18 protein-coding genes are annotated in these 23,782 nt (G+C 44.4%); 16 read left to right on the plus strand and 2 right to left on the minus strand.

What is annotated here, in order from left to right; genetic code table 11:
- The first annotated feature begins 221 nt into the window (after window positions 1–221).
- Complete coding sequence (locus GSF13_RS11115) at window positions 222–695, plus strand: hypothetical protein (protein WP_211868315.1); 474 nt, start codon at window positions 222–224, stop codon at window positions 693–695.
- A gap of 31 nt (window positions 696–726) precedes the next feature.
- Here the strand turns inward: GSF13_RS11115 and GSF13_RS11120 are convergent, their stop codons facing one another.
- On the minus strand, window positions 727–2,343 hold the full coding sequence (locus tag GSF13_RS11120; RefSeq protein WP_211868316.1) for a tetratricopeptide repeat protein: 1,617 nt from the start codon (window positions 2,341–2,343) through the stop codon (window positions 727–729).
- 170 nt (window positions 2,344–2,513) lie between these two features.
- Entirely contained in the window at window positions 2,514–3,404 is an 891-nt protein-coding gene (locus tag GSF13_RS11125) for a DMT family transporter (protein ID WP_010604099.1), read from the minus strand.
- Window positions 3,405–3,581: 177 nt separating this feature from the next.
- On the opposite strand from GSF13_RS11125, the gene metA reads away from it, so the two are divergent.
- The 15 genes from metA (at window position 3,582) to GSF13_RS11195 (ending at window position 23,689) form a co-directional block, all read left to right on the plus strand.
- The gene (metA, locus tag GSF13_RS11130; RefSeq protein WP_010604098.1) at window positions 3,582–4,529 is read left to right on the plus strand and encodes a homoserine O-succinyltransferase; all 948 of its coding nucleotides are present in this window, start codon (window positions 3,582–3,584) and stop codon (window positions 4,527–4,529) included.
- A complete protein-coding gene (locus GSF13_RS11135; RefSeq protein WP_211868318.1) occupies window positions 4,519–5,598 on the plus strand; it encodes a homocysteine S-methyltransferase family protein in 1,080 nt (359 codons plus the stop codon). The genes metA and GSF13_RS11135 overlap by 11 nt, the downstream gene beginning before the upstream one ends.
- A gap of 9 nt (window positions 5,599–5,607) precedes the next feature.
- Entirely contained in the window at window positions 5,608–8,235 is a 2,628-nt protein-coding gene (gene metH / locus GSF13_RS11140) for a methionine synthase (RefSeq protein WP_010604096.1), read from the plus strand.
- A 210-nt stretch (window positions 8,236–8,445) separates the two neighbouring features.
- Window positions 8,446–9,330, plus strand: coding sequence for a hypothetical protein (locus tag GSF13_RS11145; protein ID WP_010604095.1), 885 nt, complete (start codon window positions 8,446–8,448; stop codon window positions 9,328–9,330).
- Window positions 9,330–11,198, plus strand: a complete 1,869-nt coding sequence (locus GSF13_RS11150; protein ID WP_211868320.1) for a GGDEF domain-containing protein — start codon at window positions 9,330–9,332, stop codon at window positions 11,196–11,198. Before GSF13_RS11145 ends, GSF13_RS11150 begins: the two co-directional genes overlap by 1 nt.
- A gap of 76 nt (window positions 11,199–11,274) precedes the next feature.
- Window positions 11,275–12,918 carry an ATP-dependent helicase HrpB gene (gene hrpB / locus GSF13_RS11155; RefSeq protein WP_249122769.1) on the plus strand — a complete coding sequence of 548 codons (1,644 nt, stop codon included), beginning with the start codon at window positions 11,275–11,277 and terminating at the stop codon, window positions 12,916–12,918.
- Window positions 12,915–13,784: an ATP-dependent helicase C-terminal domain-containing protein gene (locus tag GSF13_RS24735; protein WP_249122770.1), complete on the plus strand. Its 870-nt coding sequence runs from the start codon at window positions 12,915–12,917 to the stop codon at window positions 13,782–13,784. The genes hrpB and GSF13_RS24735 overlap by 4 nt, the downstream gene beginning before the upstream one ends.
- A gap of 76 nt (window positions 13,785–13,860) precedes the next feature.
- Window positions 13,861–14,664: an MBL fold metallo-hydrolase gene (locus GSF13_RS11160; RefSeq protein WP_211868322.1), complete on the plus strand. Its 804-nt coding sequence runs from the start codon at window positions 13,861–13,863 to the stop codon at window positions 14,662–14,664.
- 64 nt (window positions 14,665–14,728) lie between these two features.
- On the plus strand, window positions 14,729–15,829 hold the full coding sequence (locus tag GSF13_RS11165; RefSeq protein WP_211868325.1) for a hypothetical protein: 1,101 nt from the start codon (window positions 14,729–14,731) through the stop codon (window positions 15,827–15,829).
- Window positions 15,830–16,147: 318 nt separating this feature from the next.
- Window positions 16,148–16,375, plus strand: a complete 228-nt coding sequence (locus GSF13_RS11170) for a DUF1496 domain-containing protein (RefSeq protein WP_211868327.1) — start codon at window positions 16,148–16,150, stop codon at window positions 16,373–16,375.
- Window positions 16,376–16,699: 324 nt separating this feature from the next.
- Window positions 16,700–17,893 (plus strand): biotin/lipoyl-binding protein, encoded by a 1,194-nt coding sequence (locus GSF13_RS11175; protein ID WP_249122771.1) that lies wholly within the window; start codon window positions 16,700–16,702, stop codon window positions 17,891–17,893.
- Window positions 17,894–17,904: 11 nt separating this feature from the next.
- Window positions 17,905–18,627 (plus strand): ABC transporter ATP-binding protein, encoded by a 723-nt coding sequence (locus GSF13_RS11180; protein ID WP_010604088.1) that lies wholly within the window; start codon window positions 17,905–17,907, stop codon window positions 18,625–18,627.
- Window positions 18,627–21,053: an ABC transporter permease gene (locus GSF13_RS11185; RefSeq protein WP_211868331.1), complete on the plus strand. Its 2,427-nt coding sequence runs from the start codon at window positions 18,627–18,629 to the stop codon at window positions 21,051–21,053. The genes GSF13_RS11180 and GSF13_RS11185 overlap by 1 nt, the downstream gene beginning before the upstream one ends.
- 40 nt (window positions 21,054–21,093) lie before the next feature.
- Complete coding sequence (locus tag GSF13_RS11190; protein WP_211868333.1) at window positions 21,094–22,428, plus strand: sigma-54 dependent transcriptional regulator; 1,335 nt, start codon at window positions 21,094–21,096, stop codon at window positions 22,426–22,428.
- Window positions 22,421–23,689, plus strand: coding sequence for an ATP-binding protein (locus GSF13_RS11195; RefSeq protein ID WP_206471268.1), 1,269 nt, complete (start codon window positions 22,421–22,423; stop codon window positions 23,687–23,689). The genes GSF13_RS11190 and GSF13_RS11195 overlap by 8 nt, the downstream gene beginning before the upstream one ends.
- Window positions 23,690–23,782: the final 93 nt, after the last annotated feature.

The following is a 23,782-nucleotide window of genomic DNA, read 5'->3' on the forward strand; positions in this document are numbered from 1 at the left end:
ACGCATTGGGTTAGGTAAGTTTTGATATCAAGCTGTGGTAAATAAAAACTTAAATATCAAAGGTCTGCTTATATTTTTACCCGAATTTACCCAATTGCCCCGTAACTTTTGCTGCAATCAATATTCGCTTGAGGCAGGATTTTGCTATCGCCGTTATTGGAGTCTCAGCGTGAGTACATTCGCAATCGAGTAACGGTGTCATAACCAATAAGGAGACAGTTATGAGACGAGTAATAGTAGTATTGGGAGCAACTTTGATTGTGAGCTTTGTACAAGCCCATAGCCCAGAAATGATAGCGCAGCTCGAAGTTGCTGATGGGGCGAAATGTCCAAAGCGGCAAACGATTTTGCTAGGTAAAATGACATTAACTGCTGGCACCTTTAAATATTTACATAGTGAAGGAAGTAACGTTTGTACCAGTCCTAAGCAGAGTATTCCTGGTCGTATTACACCACGACTAGATTGTGGCCAGTTTGATGATTGGCGACTTGCTTATGATATGGGTAATAAAATGTGTCAATCTCTACATCATAATATGAAAGGCTTTAGTAATAGCCTAAAACCTGATATGACAGTGTATCCACGCTTTGAAGGACCTTTTGAATTCAAAGGAGATCGTCATCACCAAGAGTATGATGCCGGTATGGGCGTGACTTTAGCATGCTATTTATGTGAGACCGCGACGGATAACTAGAGAAGGGGCAAAAGCCCCTTTGTTGTATACATCAAGTAGCGTTGGAGCACGCTATGATTTGCTCCAGTTGTGCAACTTTTTGAGAAAGGGGCGCAGTATCGAAATTAGCGTCTTGGCATTGAGTGAGTACATATTGTGCCGTGGTAACAATATTTCGAATACGCGGCTTTTTGGGCAGCGTTTTGATATTAAGATAGCGTTCAAGAGTGCGCACTCGTAAGCGACCATCATCGATATTCACTTTCCACACTTTGCTTTCTTCCGCTAATTCGACACGAGTTTTGCCACTACTTTGCTCCCAAAGCGTCAAAGTGAGTGTCATTACCTCAACCATTAATTGTCTAGCGGTCTGTTCATCAATGCTCGTATGTTTACTGTGCACGCCATGAGTATCGGCGCGGGCGGTATTGCGAATAAAGCAGTAAGTAACCAAAACACCTGCTAAAAATGTGATAAACCCGACGAGTACATGAGACAACATGCTTGTCTCTGTTTGGCGCTTAGGCGCGGTCAAGACGTTAGCGCTTTGAAGGCGAAATTGATAAAGGTTTTCACTTTGTACACGACTAGTTTTAAGCGTGTCATTATAACGCTGTGCGGTCTCTACCGCTTCTTTATAAGCGTGTGTTTGTAGTTGGGACTGCAATAAGGCAATGTAAAATAACTCCGTAAGCTGACTATTTTGCTGATTATGTGCTTCAAGCCCCTGTTTAAGTATCGTTTGTGCTGTTAGGTTATCGCCCTCAAGCTGCTTGAGTTTGGCTTCAATAAGCAGTGCTCGCTGATCCACTTTACCGTGTTGAATTAGTTGCCGAGTACGTTTAAATGAAGCAAGTTGCTGTTGTGCCTGAGCGATATGATTTTGAGCAATGGCAATTTCGGCCAATAATAAATAGGCTCGAGACAATTGGGTATAGGCGCCACTTTGTGTCAAAGGTTGAAGTAAATCTTCAATTATTTCAGTTGCTTTGTTGTAGTCGCGCTTTTTGTAGAAGACTTCCGCGATGCTTAGCAAGGTGTGATTCGCTTTAGTTTGGTCGCCAGCTTGCTGGTGGAGCGCATGGGCTTGACGAAACGAGAGGATGGCATCATCCAACTGATTAATATCCCTCGATACATTCCCTAAATTGTTAAGCGTGATCGCTTGTCTCTGTAGGTCATTTGTTGCTTTCGCTATTTGGTAGCTTTCTAAAAATAAAGTAAGGGCGGTGTCTAAATCTCCGAGTGCCTGATAGGCATTAGCTAAATCGTTTGCCGATTTACCCAGGAGTTCGTTTTGTTGCAACTTAGCCGCAAGCGTTTGCGCTTCGTGGAAGCTCTCCAGCGCTTGAATATAATTGCGCTGGCGATAACGATTAATACCACTTTGTCTTAACACCTGAAAGCGTTGGAGTGTGGTTAACTTCCATGCCATCAACTCATCCAGTATTTGATTGCTGAGCTTTATGTCACCCGCTCGACGATACAAGCTAACAAGCTCAAGATGTGCATCAAAAGCTTGAGCACCGTTGGGTTCAAGCGTTTCAAGATGTTGCTTACAAGACAAAATCTGGCTTGTGAGATTAGCATTATTGGCACCTGGGCATTCTGAACCATGCGCCGGTAACACAACGAGCAGTAATGCGAAAAACAAAGCAAGCAAAGGCATAAATATTAGTCTATATACATTGTTTTTACATATTAATATAGTGGTAACAAAAAGTCGTGTCTGCCTTTAATAAATCTTAGGTTGACTACTTTTTGTATTTTGCCTCTGTTTCGGTGGTAAATTAACCCCAAATTCAGGCCAATATGCACACATATTAAGTGTGATATTGGCTATCCCTTTAGCAATAAAAACACCCCAGCTAAAGCAATTAGGCCTCCAAACATCATAGACTTAGTAATAGCTTCTCTGCGCAGTAGTCCAATCGTCATCACCATAAGCGGTGCCGTTGCAAAGATGGTTTGTGCGATAGCGGGATCAGTATGATTAACGGAAATTAACTGTAGCCAAAGCCCAATAAAGGTGCCAAAAAACACTGCAACGAATAACCAGTTTTTACCGTCGATTTGTTTAAGTGTGAGTGCTTTAAACAGGCTTTGTGATTTCAAACAAACAACAATAAAGGCCACAAATAGGGTGCCGGATCCCAAGCGAATAAGTGCCGCCCACAAACTACTAATGCTTTCGTTATTTAGCGCACCTTTGGAAAGCACCATACCCGCAGCTTGGCAAATGGCAGCCGTGAGTGCAAAGCAGACTCCCAAGAGATAATGTTTTTTGTCTAATACTGGCTGGCTTCTACTTGGCTTAATCGCCAGCATCACACCAACGGTTGTCACTGCAATGCCGAGCCAAGCGGATGCGCTGAGATAAACACCAAGGAGCACAATGTTTAAGATCCCCGCGATGGCAGGTGCAAGACTTTCAATAACCAAAGTGCGAGCGGGACCTATATTTCTAAGTGCGGCAAAGTAGGCACTGTCACCAATCGCTATGCCCAGTACCCCACTTGCTATCAGCCAGCCCCAGCTCGAGGGTAAGGTCGGGTACATTGCATCACCTGCGATGAGCAAACACAAGATCATCAAAGCTGAAGCGATGACGCCTTTGCTGACGTTCAACTCAAATGGACTAAGGTGATGGCTAAATCGTTTGTACAGTATGGTTGAGCCAGCCCATACCCCAGCCGCTGCAATCGCTGCTGCTTCGCCAATACCAATCATAAATCTCAAGTTTCTTGTGTTTATTAATATGGTGGCAAGTATACATAAATTGAAATAATCAGTGAGAGGTAAGGAATCAAATTATTACCACTAATGTTTAGACGTCCATACATCTAGAGGTTGAAATTTTCTAGTTTTTGTCCATAATAATGCCATTCGATTAGTCTGGAGCAGCGCATGCCAATCACCGTCACCGACGAACTCCCAGCCATTGCCCAATTGCGTCATGAAAATGTGTTCGTGATGCCACAAAGTCGTGCATCAACTCAAGAGATCCGCCCAATGCGGCTCGCGATATTAAACTTGATGCCGAATAAGGTGGAGACTGAGGTGCAATTTATCCGATTACTGGCAAATACCCCTTTGCAGGTGAATGTTGATTTGTTGCGACTAGACACCCACCGCAGCTCTGAAAACTCAGAACAACATCTAGATATGTTTTATCGCTATTTTTCGGATGTGAAAGATCAAAACTATGATGCTTTGATCGTCACCGGCGCACCGCTGGCGCATCTTGAATATGACGATGTGGTGTATTGGCAGGAATTACAGGCGTTTTTTGATTGGGCTGAGCACCATGTTACTTCAACCCTGTTTTCCTGTTGGGCCGCACATGCTGGCTTGTATCACCATTATGGGTTAAAGCGAGCGCTCAAAAATGACAAACTTTGCGGCGTATTCAAACACCACTGTTACTTTGACCACGGGGCGCTCACTCGTGGTTTTGATGATGAGTTTTTGGTGCCACACTCACGCTATGGCCATATCGATGTCGATAAGATTAATGCGTGTAAAGACCTAGTGGTATTAGCAGGCTCTGAAAAAGTGGGCGCTTACTTAATTAAAAATCACTCAGGCAGCCAAGTCTATATTACCGGTCACCCTGAATACGACGCCGATACGCTACAAAAAGAATACCATCGTGATTGTGAAAAAATGGCCAACGCACCGCAGCCTGAGAACTATTTTCCTGAGAATGACACCAGCAAACGTCCATCTAAGACATGGCAAAGCCATGCATTCTTGTTATTCTCAAATTGGTTAAACTACTATGTTTACCAAACCACACCTTATGATATTAACTTAGTTAGCCAAGATGTAAGGACTAACAATTATGCCGAATAATGTAGCCGTAAACGGTGAGCAAATAGCAGAGCAGCTTAAGCAAGCAATGCAGCAACGTATTCTGATCTTAGATGGTGCAATGGGAACCATGATCCAAAAGCACAAATTAGAAGAACAAGACTATCGTGGTGAGCGCTTTAAAGATTGGCATGTCCTTATCAAAGGCAACAACGATCTGCTAAGTTTGACGCAGCCTGAGATAATCAAACAGATCCATCGCGATTATCTAGCTGCTGGCGCAGATATCATTGAAACCAATACTTTTAACGCCACCACCATCTCGATGGAAGATTATGACATGGCAAGCCTAAGCCGCGAGATTAATCTTGAATCGGCGAAGCTTGCACGTGCGGTATGTGATGAATTTACCGCCAAAGATCCCAGCAAGCCTCGCTATGTGGCAGGTGTACTTGGCCCAACGTCAAAAACCTGTTCGATTTCTCCTGATGTAAACGACCCTGGTTTTCGCAATATCACTTTTGACAAGTTGGTTGCAGCCTATGTCGAATCAACGCTTGCCCTTATTGAAGGCGGTGCTCACCTTATTTTGATTGAGACTATTTTTGATACGCTCAACGCCAAAGCCGCGTCTTACGGTGTAGAAGAAGCGTTCGAGCAAGCGGGCCTCACTCTGCCTGTTATGATCTCGGGCACGATCACCGACGCTTCCGGTCGCACGCTTTCAGGGCAAACCACAGAGGCGTTTTATAACTCCATTCGTCATATTAAGCCAATCTCCATTGGCCTCAACTGCGCGCTAGGCCCAGATTTATTAAGACAATATGTAGAAGAGCTGTCACGGGTTTGTGAAACCTTTACCTCAGTGCATCCAAACGCAGGGCTTCCTAACGAGTTTGGTGAATACGACCTAGAAGCCGACGACATGGCGAAAGAGATTATCGATTGGGGTAATGAAGGATTTATCAATATTGTTGGCGGCTGCTGTGGTACCACGCCCGAACATATTCGCGCCTTCGCGAGAGGCCTTGAGCAAACCCAGCCGCGTAGCTTGCCTGACATCGAAGTGCGGATGCGTTTGGCAGGTCTTGAAGCCTGTAACTTAAATTAGGAATTCACCATGACACAAACAGCAGTATTTACCAATGTCGGTGAACGTACCAATGTAACGGGATCGGCAAAATTTAAGCGCTTAATTTTAGAAGAAGATTACGAAACCGCGCTGGATGTTGCCAGAGAGCAGGTTGAAAGCGGCGCGCAAGTGATCGATATCAACATGGATGAAGCCATGTTGGACTCAAAAGCTGCGATGGTGAAGTTTCTTAATCTGATAGCGTCAGAGCCGGATATTTCTAAAGTCCCCATCATGGTCGACTCGTCTAAATGGGAAGTCATTGAAGCGGGTCTGAAATGTATTCAAGGTAAAGCCATTGTAAACTCAATCTCCTTAAAAGAGGGTGAGGCACCATTTATCCACCAAGCCAAAATCATCAAGCGCTTTGGTGCTGCTGTGGTGGTGATGGCATTTGATGAAGTTGGTCAAGCGGAAACCGCAGAACGAAAGTTTGAGATCTGTCAGCGCTCTTACAAAATCTTGGTTGACGAGCTTGGGTTTCCACCTGAAGACATTATTTTTGACCCTAATATTTTCGCGGTCGCTACGGGTATCGAAGAACACGATAACTACGCCGTAGAATTTATCGAGGGCACGCGCAGAATTAAGCAAAACCTGCCACACTGTAAAGTGTCAGGGGGTGTATCTAACGTATCCTTCTCATTCCGTGGTAACAACCCGGTGCGTGAAGCGATCCACTCTGTGTTTCTTTACCATGCGATTAAAGCAGGCATGGATATGGGGATCGTCAATGCCGGTCAGTTAGCCGTGTATGACGATATTCCAAAAGAGCTCCGTGATGCCGTTGAGGATGTGATCCTCAATACCGACGCCGGTGCTGGCGAACGGTTGGTTGAGATCGCGCCTAAATACTCGGGCATGGCGCAAGCCGAAAAGCAGGAAGATTTAGAGTGGCGTTCTTGGCCAGTTGAAAAACGCTTGGAGCACGCCTTAGTTAAAGGGATCACCGAGTTTATTGACGAGGATACCGAGGCCTGTCGCCAACAGTTTGATAAGCCAATTCAAGTGATTGAAGGGCCACTGATGGATGGCATGAACGTGGTTGGCGACTTGTTTGGCGCGGGCAAAATGTTCCTGCCTCAAGTGGTGAAATCTGCTCGAGTGATGAAGCGCGCGGTTGCCTATCTTGACCCTTACATTGAGGCTGAAAAAGAAGAAGGCTCTAGTAACGGTAAAGTGATCATGGCCACGGTTAAGGGCGATGTACACGACATTGGCAAAAACATTGTGGGCGTGGTACTGCAATGTAACAACTACGAAGTCGTGGACTTGGGTGTGATGGTGCCAGCAGAGAAAATTCTGCAAACGGCCATTGACGAAAACGCTGATGTCATTGGTCTGTCTGGCCTTATTACGCCATCCCTTGATGAAATGGTGCATGTTGCGAAAGAAATGACGCGTCGCGGCTTTGATATTCCTCTACTCATTGGTGGTGCAACCACATCGAAAGCGCATACGGCGGTTAAAATTGAACCTCAGTACGACAAAGGTGTGATTTACGTCAATAACGCCAGTCGTGCGGTTGGTGTGGTATCTAGCCTGCTAAGTAAAACCCAAAAGCCAGAGTTTTTAGCAAAAACAGCGGACGAATACGTCAAAGTACGGGAGCAGCAGGCGCGTAAAAAGCCACGTTCAAAACCGGTTACCTTGGCGCGTGCTCGCGATAATGCGGTAAAACTTGATTGGCAAAGCTACACGCCACCGGTGCCAAATAAGTTGGGGATCACCGAGTTTAAAGACGTGAGCATTAAAACGCTACGCGATTATATCGACTGGACGCCATTTTTTATGACCTGGTCATTGGCCGGTAAATATCCACGTATTCTACAAGACGAAGTGGTTGGTGAAGAGGCGCAAAAACTGTTTCATGATGCCAATGCCATGTTAGATCAGTTAGAACAAGCGGGCACTTTACAGCCACTGGGTGTGATTGGATTGTTCCCTGCTAACCGCGTGGGTGATGATATTGAAATTTATACCGATGAGTCGCGCAGCGAAGTCTTGGTTACGTCATGTCAGCTGCGTCAGCAAACCGAAAAAACCGATTTCCCTAACTATTGTTTGTCGGATTATATTGCACCTAAAGGCACACCTGATTATTTCGGTGCATTTGCCGTCACTGGTGGTCTTGAAGAAGATGACTTAGCAGATGCATTTGATGCCAAGCAAGATGACTACAACAAGATCATGATTAAAGCGGTCGCAGATCGCTTAGCCGAGGCATTTGCTGAATATTTACATGAGCAAGTGCGTAAAGTGTACTGGGGATTTGCAGCGGATGAAGCGCTAAGTAACGAAGAACTTATCCGTGAAAACTATCAAGGGATCCGTCCTGCGCCAGGGTATCCAGCGTGCCCTGAACACACCGAGAAACAAAAAATTTGGCAGTTGTTAGATGTCGAAAACCGTATCGGTATGAAGCTGACTAGCTCATACGCCATGTGGCCGGGAGCAGCGGTGTCGGGTTGGTATTTCTCACATCCAGATTCTAAGTACTTTGCCGTTGCCAGTATTCAAAGAGATCAAGTAGAAGACTATGCTGCGCGTCAAGCGATGTCGCTAGAAGAAGCGGAGCGTTGGCTTGGTCCTAACTTAGGATATGAAACCGCATAATAGCTGAATTGGCATCCAGCTAAACCTAATCTGAGATTAAGTTTAGCTGGGCTTTTTATTGCTTTCATTTCTTGAGTTTTAACGTTTATTGGCGGGCTGATAAATTTCAAATCCAAATTCATTAGAATATGTTGTTTAGTAGTTAACAGAGCACGCTAAATTCAAGTATACTGAGTTGAATAACTGTTAATAATAAGGCTTTACTCAACAATGAAGATGAAGTGGCTGTTTTCACTCCTTTTTATTTCCAATCTCTGTTGGGGGAGCAATCAGCTGGTTGTTGACATTATCAGTAGTGAAAATTTCAGTCAGCGTTATGAGCACTTTCTTGCTGGTCGTGACGTTTTAGACGTTGATTCTTTTTTTCCAACCACCAAAGGTTCTCATATTGAAATCATCGAAATGGTGTTACTACAGCAGGCCTTGTTTCTTGGTGGTGAGACGCGCAAAGTTGTATTTAATCCAAAACCTTCGGTGAATATTTTAGAGTTTTCCGATCTGATCGCTGGGGAAAGTTTAATCCTTGCTCGCAGTGTTTGGCATGAAAATATCGTGGACTATCGCGGCTCATTATTTATCTCAGATCCGCTTGTTGAAGTAGGAGATTACGAAGCAGGGCTTTACGTAACCAAACGTAATGTCGCACTGCAGCAAACGCCGCTTTCACAGCTTCGGCAGCTGAATGTGGTATCTAACCCGCAATGGGCAGTGGATTGGCGTGCCTTGATGAATACAGATTTACACATGGTGAGCTTTATTGGCCCGTGGGAAACCATGTTGGCAATGGTAGAAAGTGATGTCGTCGACACTATGTTGATTAATTTTAGCGTGAGTGATTCTTTAACTTTAAATTTTGAAGGTAAAGAATATGTCCCAATCGAAAATATTAAGGTTGTCTTGCCAGACTCTCGGCATTTTGTCGTCAGTAAAAATCATCCTGAAGGCGTGCAAATATTTGCGGCACTCAATCGTGGGTTAAAAATACTTAAACGACGAGGCGTGATCAAACGGGCGTTGACAGAATCTGGTTTTATCAACAAAAAAGTGGCGAATTGGCAGGTGGCTAACGCTGAAATGCTGGTGGGAGGAGACTAATGCAGCCAGCTGTGGTATCGCTTTGCATATTGGTAAGTGCGCTAATTACATTTTGTGGTTTTGCTTACGAATCATCAGAACAAATACAGCGCAACTTAAATGCGCTACAAATGTCGGCTGAACAAGATTATGACTTGTCTTTATTACCGGACATCAGAGCACTTCGAGAGCAAGCGCGTGCGCAAGGTAATAAGCCGTTGCAAATCAAAGCATTACTGTTAGAGGGTAGTATAGTTCAACACTTTGGTGAGTTTGAGGATGGTTTGGACTTGCACCAACAAGCGTTGCAGTTGGCCGAAGCCGATAACAATACATTTTTAAAGGCAAACACCTATCTCGCCATCGCTCACCTTGATATTGACTTAGAGAGCTATGAGTTAGCGCAGCGCTATTTAGATAAAGCCTCATTGCTGGCTGAGCAAATTGATGATAATGCCCAGATAAAAGCCGATATCAGTTTATGGCAGTCGCGCTTGAATATGGATAAGGGCGCTTATCGTTTAGCGCTTAAGTCCTCTTTCGTACCAGAGATTTCAGGCATTCGGCAGGAGACGCTTGCGCAGTTAAAGCTGACGCGTTCTTGGGCTCATTTACAGCTCGGTGAATATTTACCAGCCAAGCAAATTCTAGATGAGTTAGACAATGCGGATTATTTGGTTCAAAACCAAAGAATGCGGATTATGTCGGCAGTGCAGCATGCCAGAGTGGCTTTACAAAGTGGCGATTTTGCAACTTCAATTGATTTAGCTCAGGCTGGGCTGAGAGATACACTCGGCACACGTTTTTTACTTTTTCAATCTCAGTTGCAGTGGATACTGGCCTCAGCCTATGCTCAGCTTGGAGACTATCAGCAAGCGCATCGTTATTTAAAACGCTATGCCGTTACCGAGCAGTCACTGAATTTGCAAAAGCGTAATAACAAACTACTTAAGCTAGAAGCGCAATATTCTCTTGCCCAACAAAAGCAGGCACTTAATGAGCTTGAGCGAGACAATGCCCAGCAGGCAAAGCAGATTATGGCGCATCAGCAACAGATAGAAAATGCAAGATTAAGCCAGCAGCGTTGGTTATTGATAGTCCTGCTTGTATTTACCTTAGCGCTGGTCTTTTATTGGCGTTGGCAAAATCGCCGTTACACCAAGCTGTTAGAAAGTCAGGTTGCGCAGCGTACTGAGGAACTCGCAGAGCGAAATAAACGGTTACAAACCCTTAGTTTCACCGATAGCTTGACCGGTCTGAGTAATCGGCATCATTTTTTTAGCGTGATCGATGGCACCATTGAAGTGTACAGGCAAAAGTGGCAAATTCCGCAAACACAACAGAATGCCGATCTAATTTTTGTGATTATTGATATCGACCACTTTAAAAATATCAATGATAGTTTTGGCCATGCCGCAGGAGATATCGTGTTGCAAGACTTTGCTGAAATCCTCAAGCAATGCACACGAGAGTCAGATATATTAGTGCGCTGGGGTGGGGAAGAGTTTTTGTTGGTGATGCCGGATATGGACAGAGCGGCTGCGCACGAAGTGACAGAACGGATCCGTCGCCAAGTGGAGAGCTATCCATTTGTGGTGAACGATCAAACTATCAACTGTACTTGCTCAATTGGCTTTGCTCCATTCCCGTTTGACCCAACACAACCAGACAAGCTTAACTGGGAACATGTGTTAGAGTTAGCCGACGGTGGCTTATATCTTGCGAAAGAATCTCATCGTAATGCCTGGGTTGGCGTGCACACTGGAGACGAGGAAGTACAGAGTCCGGCAGAGCACATGGTGCAAAATCTACGCTCATATTTACAAGCAGGCAAACTAAAAACGTGGTCAAATCTATCCGATCTTATTTATGCTTGTAATACTCGTTAAGCGAATTCTGCTGTTTGGAGACATCCAGTTTAGGTGTATCATATTGAACAAGATAGAATAATAAAGCGCTATAGTTTTGCTGCCGATTGAAGCCTTCATCCCCGAGATTATTTCCACCTTAAACAATGATAACCGTCTGGTATTACAAGCCGAGCCCGGCGCAGGTAAATCGACCTTAGTGCCGCTGCGTTTACTGCAAGCTGATATTTTTTCCGGTAAAAAAATTATTATGCTTGAGCCACGTCGTGTGGCTGCAAAATCTATCGCGACTTATTTAGCCAAACAGCTGGGGGAATCGGTCGGTGAGCGAGTCGGTTATCAAATCCGAAACGAGCAACGTGTTTCATCCAACACCCGCTTGGAAATCGTCACCGAAGGCGTATTGACTCGCCGTCTTCAAGCGGATCCCGAACTCAGTGATGTTGCACTTATTATCTTCGATGAATTCCATGAGCGTTCTATTCATGCGGATCTAGCTTTAATGCTCGCGTTTGAAGTGCAACAAGCGTATCGCGACGACCTCAAATTACTGGTGATGTCTGCAACGATAGACTCCGAGCTTTTATCGAATTATCTGGATGGTGCACCAAGGTTATCTTGCCCTGGTAAAACCTATCCTGTTGAAATTGAATATGTCGGTAAAGCGAGTCGTTACTTGGCAGATCATGTGTTAAGTGTGCTGCGTCACGCTTTCACTCTACAAAGCGATGGTGATGTATTGGTTTTTCTTCCCGGACAGGCTGATATTCAGCGCTGCATTGAGGCGTGCCAAGTGCTTGACCAAAGTAATATTGAGCTTCTGCCTTTGTACGGCGGGTTACCCTTATCTGAGCAAGAGAAAGTACTCAGTAAAAGCGCCAGCGCATCAAGACGTATTATTTTTTCGACCAATATTGCTGAAACCAGTTTGACTATAACCGGGATCACTATGGTTATAGATTCTGGCCTTGAAAAACGCTTAACCTATGACGTTAGAAGCGGTCTCTCGCGGCTCGATACGGTGATGATCTCAAAGGCATCAGCAACACAACGTGCAGGGCGTGCGGGTCGTCTACAAGCGGGCCATTGTTTACGTCTTTGGCGCGAAAGCGAGCATAATAACTTAAGTGACTTTCAGCCAGAAGAAATAACCACCACTGACCTTTCTGACTTAGCGTTAGAGCTCAGCGCGTGGGGCGTGACACAATACAAGGACGCGAATTGGCTAACATCGCCACCGGTGCAACATTTTTCGGTGGCCTGTCAATTGAATCAGTCGCTTGGCTTGGTCGATGCGCATAATAAAGTGTTAACTGCTGGGCAGCGTGCACTACAACTGGGGGTTTCGCCTCGTCTTGCCAGCATGCTACTGCGATGTGAGACGCTAATTTCGCAACAACTTGCTTGTTTTTTGGCGGCAATATTGAGCGAGCGAGATATTGTAGTACAAGCTAACACAAGTGATGTATGTGAACGAGTATTGGCATTGGTAGAGTTTGTGCAAGACCGTACCCGTGCCGCCAAAGCATATCGCTTGCACAGAGCTGCCGCAGAGCAGGCCGTAAAATTGGCCAAATCATTTGCACACAAACTGGGAATTAGTCTCAAGAGTGAAGCAATCGCCCTTGTAGATATTCAAACCTTAGCACCTACTTTATTGCTCCATGCCTTTCCTGACAGAGCTGCACAAAAACGTCCTTTAGGGGACAATCGCTACTTACTTGCGAATGGTCGGGGGTGACATTACGTGACGGCGATCCGCTGCAAGGTCAGGCTTATTTGATTGTTTGTGATGTGGATGGCAAAAATAAGGATGGCTTGGTATTTCTAAGCTGCGCAATCGAAAAGAGCACATTACTTGAGCAGCTAGCGCCATATTTGAGTGAGGTGGTGCAGTATCAACTGGATAGTAAAAAAGAGGCGATTCAGGGCCGGCAACAAGTTAAATATCATGCTCTGGTATTAAAAGAGCAAAACCTGAGTCAGATCCCCAAAGAAGCGTTTGCCCAATGTGTGAAGGATATTCTCACATCGGAAGGACTTGGTTTGCTCAATTGGTCGGTAAAAAGTCACGCTTGGCTCGCTCGAGCTAAATGGTTAAGTGAACAATTGAATACCTTCCCACAGATATCTGAGTCAAGTTTGATAGCGCAGCTTGATACTTGGTTATTGCCCTATTTGACGGGCGTAAACACTATCAATCAACTGAAGCAACTGGATATTTTTAACCTGCTTCAAGCGACACTCACTTGGGAGCAGCAACAGCAACTCGAAGCGCAAGCACCTGAGTTTTATGTTACGCCAAGCGATAAGCGAGTCGCGATCCGCTACGATGAGCACCAAGGGCCAACCGTTTCTGTGGTGTTACAAGAAATGTTTGGTCAATTGACGTCGCCAACGCTCGCCAATGGTCAAGTCGCAGTGCGATTTGAGCTGTTATCTCCAGCGAAAAGGCCAATCCAAACCACCAGTGATTTAAGCAACTTTTGGCAAACTTCTTATTTTGAGGTGGCCAAAGAAATGCGTGGTCGATATCCAAAACACCGATGGCCAGATAAACCGCTTGAGGAAAAGCCTGGCCGCTCCATAAAACCGAGAGGAAAGTAGGCTGGTGGAGCAATAGGCTTGTAAAGAAGTCATAATGGCTATAACGTGAACAGTCTAATGTAGAAAGGAGTGTGAAATGCGGTCTATTACGGGGTTCGTCTTATTGGGCTTAATTGTTGCTCAGCCAACTTATAGCGGTGAGTTTGAAGTGCTTTATCAATCTGACACAGCAAAAGTCGTTAGAGATAAAAGTTATGGCACAAACATTGGGATCTTTGCAACGAAAAGGGGAGTGGTGATCATTGACCCCACAGCTGAAGATGCGGATTTGCCAAAGCTCAATGATTTGATACAGAATAGCTTTCAGACCGAGAAAAAATACCTGCTAAATACGCATAGTCATTCGGATCACACTGGTGGTAATGCTTTTTTCCAACAACAGGGTTTTACACTTATTGACAGCCCACAAGGGTTAAAGGAGCTTGGGGTGATAAAGCATACTCAAGCCGTTTCACATACCGCCAATGACAACATTCTCTATCACCCCACGAGCAATATTTTATTCACCGGGGACATTTACACCACAAACTGGCATCCAACATTTTATGCTGGGGGCTTAACGGGTTTTAATAAAGCGGTAGACTTACTTTTATCGATTGGCGATCAAAATACGTTGATTGTGCCAGGTCATGGCAAACCTACATCGAAAAAAGAACTCGAAGAACATAGAATTCAAACATTCGCTTTGGTTGAGCGGGTGAAGATTTTGAATCAGGCGGGTAAGTCGGTTGAGCAAATAAAGAACGATGAAGAGATTAAGCGCTTATTATCACAGTTTAATCTTGAAGGGCGACAACCTTTTCTTCCAGAGCGGGCGCTGAATACATTTGTAAAGCGGACATTATCTGTGGTAGCCGATTATCCAGAAAATCACAAGTAAGATCAGTTTTAGTTAAGCTTTGTTCATCAATACTAAACCTTTAGCATTCTAGGTGTGTATGTAGATGGTCTGGGCTAGAATAGGTAAATTTGTATTACTTACTATCTTGGTGGTATTAAGTTGGTCATCAGCTTTCAATCTCACCATGACAGAGTTCATTGATGGAGCGCTGCTACAATCCTCGCTCGTCTATGCTTCAGCACGTACAGTAAATGGCGCTATTTCTTTGCTGCAATCTGCCGAGGTTGGGATTGGTGTTGCAAGCATTCAACCTGCGCAGCTACTCGATCCTATCAATGATTTAGCTGAATACATTTCTGATGTGATGCAACTAGCCATTGGCTCTTTGTTTATACAACGAATTCTCTACACCATTTCTACTCATGTATTGTTTAGTGTCGCTTTTACTGTCACGGTAATTGGATATTTCGTGTGCTGCTATCTAGGGCTTTGGCAAACGGTTAGAACTAAAATATTAGCCACGATGCTATTGATCCGTTTTGTGGTTCCCTTTGTAATTCTATCGACAGGTCTCACTAGCCAACTGTTACTGGACCAAGAAATAAATAAACAAAGTGAAGTTGTGTCGAGCAGTGTTGATCTCTTCCAATCTCAAGCAACAAAGACCAGTGCGCAAAGTGCAAAAATAAAGGCCCAAATCACCGGTCAAAAGCAAAGCCATAGTGAACAAATAGCGTTATTGACAAAACAACAGATCCGTCTTCATGGTGAAGCTACCGAGCTACATGCTGAAATTACCGCGTTGGAAGGTGATATTGAAGCGGTTCAAGCGAACCGAAGTTTATCCGAATGGTTAACATTTACCAAAAGTGAAGAGGCAAAACCACTGATTGAAAAGCAACAACGATTGGCTAGTGATAAGGCTAAAATTGATACTCAAATTGCACTTATTAATAGAGAGAAAGATCAACATCAACAACAAATAGAAAGGCTCAATGAGCAGCTACACGGTAGTAATGAGGGGACGTTAAGTCGAGCAATTAAAGCCGTTTCTAGTGGTATTAACGATATGCTCGACGCTGCTGAGTCACTCTTTATCGACTTCTTAAACGTGGTATCGCTTTTGCTACTGAAGTTAGTATTGATGCCGCTGTTATTTTTCTATTTGGCGAGCAAAACCTTTAAAGCGATTTGGCGATTATAGTATTAGAGTCTAAGAATACCTCCACGTATATAGACATAAAATATAGTTCAATAGGGCCAGTGTTAATATGATTAGCATCATACTTAAAGACTTCTATAGAGTTTTAGAATTCGGTGGCCGGTGTTAAATGATTGACATTGGAATTGAAATAGGTACGATTTAAAATTAGTCAGTTTTTATTGCTTTTAAGTTGTTTTAGGTAATTTCTGAGCAGGTTGAAATGTAATAAGAGCTTGGCTGTTGCGGTTGATATACCCGTCTTAACATGTAAATGAAACACCCCATAGGCTTTGTGGGCTGAATAAAAAGGAAATTAAAATGATAAAATATATTTTTTCAGTTTTGCTATTAGCACCTGTTTTTTCAATTGCTGCTGAAGCGAATAATGTTGAAGTAAATAACAAACAAGCAAAAACTTACGACTCAACAAAGTTTTGCTACTACGCAGATAAACAATTCTCTGAAGGCGCAAAACACTATATCGGCGATATCGTGCAGCGTTGTGTTAGACGTGGGGACAATATCTTGGTCTGGAAGACACTCTAGTTTGCTGTAAACTTCGCGACCTATCATAGGTGTGTAGCTTACATCGGTTATACACCTCTAACTATGATCAAGTTAAAGCGTAACTAAGAGTTACTTTCTAGACTTCCAATTCATTATTTACTTCAAAAATTCCCAGAAAAGCTCTGTCACAGTCCCACTGTTGGGAAAGAAACACAAACAAAAAATCAAAAAACACAATAAATCAATTGCTTAACTTTGGCATGGATGTCGCTTTTACGTATAAAAAATTAATACAGTGAAGCGATGGATATTAAAACGACTCTGACAAAACCACCTGTCAAGGCTTTTAGGTGGCGATTAATTGTGACTGTCACCCTAATTATACTCTTTGGTATGTTGTTCTTACCGGACAAGCACCAGCTAGATGTAGAAACACTCAAGTTTGCCTCTATTCAATCCGGGCCAATAGAATTTAGTGTTAAAGGCTATGGAAGGTTACGCTCAAAGATCAGTAGAGAGATCACGACCGCATTTGCAGCTCAAGTTGAAACCATACTGCATCTTCCAGGCAGTAGGGTAGAGCCAGACACCGTTATTTTACAGTTAACCAATCCTGAGTTAACTCAGCAACTCCACCGAGAAAGACTAGTACTCGCTAGGCAAAAAGCCAATGTTGAAGCGTTAAGGCTAAGCCAAGAAAGTGAGCGACTAGTATTGAAAGGACAAAATACCCTACTCAGCAGTGAGCTTGAAAATGCCAAATTGCGAGAGCAGGCTGAGCGCCAATTAGTTACTCAAGGCATAGTTTCAAGCTTAGATCATCAGCGCTCAATCTTAACTGTTGCTCAGTTAAGCGAGCGAGTAAAGCTCGCTCAGCTGCAACTTAGCCAAACCAGTGCATTACACAAGCAAAGAATTGAGATTGAGCTAGAACTATTAAAAGAATATGAGCTGAGCTATCAGGTCGCGCTTCAGACGGTGGAGCAATTACAAGTCACTGCGGGGATCAGCGGCATGTTGCAGCAAGTACATGTTAGTCAAGGTCAAGCAATTACACGCGGGCAGGCGCTAGCTGTGGTGGGCAGTGAGCGAACTTTGGTAGCCGACTTACTGGTGCCAGAGCGAGAAGCAAGCGAGATTATCTTAGGTCAACGAGCAGTAGTAGACACCTTTGTTGGTCAGGTTGAGGCAAAGGTTAGCCGCATTGTGCCCATCGTACAAGACGGGCGTATTGCGATAGAGCTGGCATTGCTTGGGGGGCTGCCAAGCAATGCTCGCCCACTTTTGACTGTTGAAGGGCAAATTTTTACAGCAAAAAAGACCGCCGCACTTTCACTTATTAAGCCACCGCGTGCAACTCCACAATCTCAGAGTCAATTATTTGTTTTAGATAAACAAAACAACATGCTTATCAAAAAAAGTTTCAAGTTTGGTAAACTAGCCGGCAATGCCATAGAAGTACTCGAAGGCGGTGTATCCGGTGAGCAAGTGGTGGTGTCAGAAATGTCTGACTACCAGCACCTAGAAAAAATAACAATTAAATCACTCAATCGGTAAAGGAAGAACAAATGGACAAGACAATTTTGGCATTACATCAAGTGAGCAAAGTGTTCTTTGGCGAGGATGTTGAAACTCACGCCATTAGCAACATTAACCTTGAAATTGAAATGGGCGATTATGTTGCGATAACTGGCCCGTCAGGATCGGGAAAATCCACTCTATTGAGCATTCTTGGACTATTAGATGACATCACGTCGGGCAGCTATCGCATCCAAGATATAGAAACCAGTACGCTAGACGCAGACACGCAAGCAGAGCTGCGTAATTTGCATATCGGTTTTGTCTTTCAGTCATTTAATCTACTGGATGGGTTAACGGTATTTGATAATGTGGCTTTACCGCTTCAGTATCGAGAGCCTGCGCTTGTGACTGACGAAATTGAGCGCCGTGTGATGGGCGCGCTTAAGCAAGTTGAAATGTCTCACCGAGCAAAACATAAACCAAACCAACTATCTGGTGGACAGCAGCAGCGAGTGGCTATTGCGCGTGCGCTTGCAGGCGAGCCAAGTATCTTATTAGTTGATGAACCAACTGGAAACCTCGATTCTAAAAATGGGGATGCGGTAATGGCGTTGCTGGGAGAGTTGAATAGGCAAGGCACAACCATTTGCATGGTGACGCACGATATTCGCTATGCAGGTTATGCCAAGCGGCAAATTCAGCTTTTAGATGGTGTACAGGTTTCATCAAGCGTTGCAAAACGCGATATTTGTACTGCGGAGGTGGTGTAATGGGGTTTTTGCAACTTCGGCGTCAACTAGGGCTGGCAATCAAAAGTTTGCTTCAAGTACCGAATTTTTGTATCACGCTAGTACTGACGTTGGCACTCGCGTTAAGCTGCTTTTTTGTCGCATTGAGTCTGTTTAGTGGCTTTTTTATTAAGCCGCTTGAGATTGAAAATGAATCACGATTTGTGGTGGTCGAACAAAAAAACGTATACCAAGACAGGGCGTCTGAAGGGCTGCAAAGCTTTCAAAATATGCTGAACTGGTATCAGATCCCCTCCATATTTGAAAAACGAGCTTTGATCAGTAGCTTTTCCGATGTGGTTGAAAATCTAGCTGGCAAGCCAAAGCTTACGCTGACTTTTGCAAGTTCGGATTATTTTAGTATGGTGAAAATGCCGCTAGCACTGGGGCGATACCTAACGCCGACGAAAAGCATTAGCCAGAAAAATCCAGAGGTCATTATTTCCTATAAACTTTGGCAACAATACTTCAATGGTGATGACAATGTGCTTGGGGAGAGTTTGCGGATTGTTGGCAGACTGTACACCATCGTCGGTGTTGCTGCGCGTACGCATATTGATCCTTACTTTTTAAGTGAAGGAAATGGGGCGCTGTGGCTTAGTTTTTCTGAAGATGAGCGATTTTTTGGTGATCAGCGCGGCGAGTATCATCCGTGGAGTAGCAGACTAAACAACTTGAAGTTACTGGCGATATTACCAGTCAATAGTGGTCAGGATATCCTCGTAGAGCAGCTATATCAAAATGCTCAACTGCACCAAAGCGAATGGAAATCGGCCGACGAAGCGTTACTTGATATTGAACCTATAGTACGTTCGTACCGTGACGTAGAACTGGCGGGACATGACAAGCTTGCCATTATCGTGTTGTTGAGTGTGTCATGCTTGGTACTCATTGCAATTTTTAATGTGAGTAATTTGTTTATCTCTCGAGCTCACACCATCCAGCAGCAACTGGCCTTACAAGCTATGCTCGGTGCGAAGCGTAAGCTGTTGTTTCGTGGAATTTTGCTAGAAGCGCTGTTATTGGTGTCAGGCGCTGTGCTGGTGGGGTTATTTATTGCGGCGTGGGAGCTGAGGTTAGTTAAATCGCTCACCAGTGGTTATTTGCCGCTGATTGATACCTTAACCTTAGATACCACTGTACTGCTCAGTGCTATCCTAACCGTACTGTTATTGGCTTTATTGTTTGCGTTTGTAACTTCACGCATGATTGATTTTAGCCAGCTTAAGCAAAGCATGCAGTCGTCAGGTAAAGGCAGCGTAAAAGCGGTACGCATAGCGACGACAAAAACACTGGTTGCGGTACAGCTGTTTTTTACCACTGTGTTGGTGCTTGGGGCGACCTTAGTGTTGTGTAAAAGCGCCGATACCTTGCTTAGACCGCTCGGAACAAAGTTGGACAATATGTATAGCGTGATGCTACATATTCCCGCAGATCCCACTCCATTTCCCGCGTGTTACGCCAATATTGAAAGATTCAAACTCGCGCTGACTAACATTCCGGGCGTGTTAGGCGTAGCCCATGGAGAAAGTCCATTACAAAGCGATGTCCCTGTGGTTGCTATGCAAGATATGGCGGGTGAATGGACACCGAGCATGGTTAGAGGTAACGTTGGGCCGGATTATTTTGCATTAACTGGGCTTGAGCTCGTTGCCGGGCGCACTTTTAGCGAAGCTGCAATTCGAGGCGAAAAGGAAGAGGCTATTGTTTCTTGGGCTGCGGCACAGGCGTTAAAACCAGATGGGGATGTGATTGGTGAAACGTATTTTATTTTTAACCCAGATGTACCTGCTGAAATCGTAGGTATTTCAAAAAACTTCAATTACCCTAAACGTCATCATGAACTTCAAGGTAAAACCGTTTGGCTACCCGCGCTGCCTTTGGGTTATCCATTTATGATAGAAATGGAACCGGGAGCATCACTTACTCGCGCTCAGATCCAAAATGCCATCAGCGTCGTGAATGGTCAGGCGGGAATATGGCGTTTTTTAGACTTAACAAAGACATATCAGAGCATTACCTATTTGGAGCGCCTGACTTTACTGCTAAGCTTTGCGCTTTGTGGTTTTTGTTTGTTGTTATCTGGGGTGGGTATTTACGGTGTGCTTAACTATAGCTTTCAACAAAGACGCTACGAGTTTGGGATGCGAATGGCACTTGGTGCCAAACGACACCGCTTATATCGGTTGTTATTGTCAGATACCATCGCACCCATGCTAGTGGCGATGTTAGCTGCCATTATGGTTGTTGCGGGATTTTATATGAGTGTTTCGTCAGATTGGTTGTTGGCAAAATCCAGCTGGTTGTTTGTAGTGATTGTTACCATGTTGGCTTTTGCGTTAGCCACGGCGATTTACCCAATGAGGCAGTTAATAAACTCGACACCAATGCGAGCATTAAAACATTAAAGTTTGGGCGTAAGCCCAAACAGAATATAAGTAGGAAGTGATGACGCCAGTTTTAATCATCGACGACAACCCTGACGTGCGAATGTCAGCCACCATAGTGCTACAAAGTCATGGTTTTATGAGTCTCGAAGCCGCACACCCTGATGAAGCTAAAGCTATTTTATCGCAGCAGCCCGTTGCGCTTATTTTGCTTGATATGAACTTCAATAGAGATACAACCTCAGGAAAAGAAGGGCTGCAATTTCTTAGTTGGCTGAGACAAGCGCAAATAAGTGTGCCTGTGGTTGTTATTACCGCGTGGGCCAAAGTTGAACTTGCGGTCCAAGCAATGCAGTTGGGCGCATGTGACCTCATTGAAAAACCTTGGCACAACCAGCGACTGCTGAACACCGTTAGACGTTACACCAAAAGTGATGAAGCGCTATCGCCATCACATGAACCACACACAGACAATAACGCAACCACTCAGTTGTTTCAGCAAGTTCAGCGCGTTGCAAAAACCAATGCCAACGTACTTATTTTGGGAGAAAATGGCTGCGGAAAAAGTCAGTTGGCTAAATATATTCATGATAATAGCGGTCGCTCTGAGCACGCTTTTGTGAGCGTGAATATGGCCGCTATTCCAACGGAATTATTTGAAAGTGAGTTATTTGGCCATCGCAAAGGCGCATTTACCGATGCAAAAGCAAACCGCACTGGACGGTTTGAAATGGCTGAAAATGGCACGTTGTTTTTAGATGAAATCGGCAGTTTGCCGTTGTCACTTCAGGGCAAGCTATTACGCGTGCTCGAAACGGGTGAATATGAAGTCGTGGGAGATTCTGAAACGCGCCGCAGTAACGCGCGGATTGTTTCTGCCACTAATACGGATTTGTCAGAAGCGATTAACGCCGGGCAGTTTCGTCAGGACTTACTCTATCGCTTAAATACGGTGGTGCTAAGGGTGCCACCACTCAGAGCGAGATTAGCAGAGCTTCCAAGCTTAGCAGCCCATTTTTTAACAAAGCACACCCAGCGCCATGGTAATGATACTGGACGGGAGCGCTCGCTAACTGCTGCGGCGCTAGACAAATTATTGAGTTACAGTTGGCCTGGGAATATTCGTGAGCTATCTCATGTCATTGAACGGGCCGTGATCTTAGGACTTCAGCCTGAGGTAACCGCGGATGATATCGAGCTTGAGGAAGGTGTACTAGAGCAAGAGCTCCCACTTTTGAGCCTAGAAGAAGCCGAAAAACGCATGATTGCAAGAGCGATCCGCCATTTCGATGGCAATGTAGTGGCCGCTGGAGAATTTTTAGGTTTGAGTAAATCTGCAATTTATCGACGCCTAGAAAAGTACGATATTAGCCCAAAGGCAGAGCTTGATGGCTAAGCTGGCATCACTTGAGCACAAGTTACTTGTTGGCTTTGCGATACCTATAATCACACTTGCTATGCTCGCGCTTGGGTTGATCTGCTATTTTGAGCTTACGTTGTTAAGTGCAATCACTTTGTTGCTCGGTGTGATGATCCCCTCTGTATTAGCACTGAGTTACGGCTATCAATCAGTAATGCAGGTGCTTGAAAGTTTGGCGGTCCAGTTGGACGGTGTAACCAATGAAGAGTTTGGTGTATGGCAGTTAGCGCAATACCGCAAGGGTCGGGTTGAATTGCTCAAGGCTGAGCTCAAAGAAGCTGCCAAGCGATTACAGCAAAAGCGTCAAGAATATGGTCAGAATGAAGCTTTTGTATTTAATTTTATGAGCGAACTCACCCTGCCAATTGTGGTACTTGATGCGCATCATCATGTGTATTTTGCCAATCATGCCATGAATACAGTGTATCCAGAACAGGTGTTACATGGTGCACATGCTAAAGCTCTGGCGCTTCAGTATGTGGATGAACAATGGCAGCATACGCAGCACATCTCTCGATTTAGCATTGCGGCTCATAAACTATATCGGGGGCAGCGAGCCTATCAATTATTGGTGTTTTTCTCGGTGGAGCAAGCGCTGCGAGATAATGAAAAGCAGGTATGGCAAAAGCTACTATCGGTACTCAATCATGAAGTGCGAAACGCCTTAACTCCGGTGTACTCAATGGCGCAATCCCTACAACAAGATGGCAATATCATTTCACCTGAGATGCAGCAAACTATGCTCGGTGTAATAGAAAGTCGTGCAGCTCATTTACAGCAATTTGTTGCAAACTACGCACAAGTAGCGCAGCTTCCACCCGTTGATATGCAAAACATTGAGGTAGAGTTGCTGGTATCGCGCTGGCAAGCTTTATTTCCCAGTGTTGAGATAAAGGCGCTTAATAAGGGCTTGGTTTATTGTGATGAAGCTCAGCTAACGCAGGCTATGATCAACCTTGTCAATAATGCTGAGCAAGCAAATCAATCTGCGGGGAATGATGGCATAACACTAACCATAGATAGACCAAAAAATTGGTGCTTTACCCTAGAAGATAACGGCGCTGGTATCGCCAATCCAGATAACCTTTTTGTACCATTTTATTCTACTAAACCAAAGGGATCGGGTATCGGCTTGGTATTGAGCAGGGAGCTTATTCGTAATCAGCAAGGGGAGTTGCATTTAGCGAATTTACCGGACAATAAAGGGGCTCAAGCTGTGGTTACTTTGCATTTCTAGTAAATTTAGAACAACTTCGCAATATTTGAATATTTATCTTTCTTTGGAATTTGTAACCTCAGGTTAAGTAGTTATACCTTGCCATATTATGGC

It is taken from the genome of Pseudoalteromonas sp. M8 (assembly GCF_018141365.1).
In the GTDB taxonomy this organism is placed as follows: domain Bacteria; phylum Pseudomonadota; class Gammaproteobacteria; order Enterobacterales; family Alteromonadaceae; genus Pseudoalteromonas.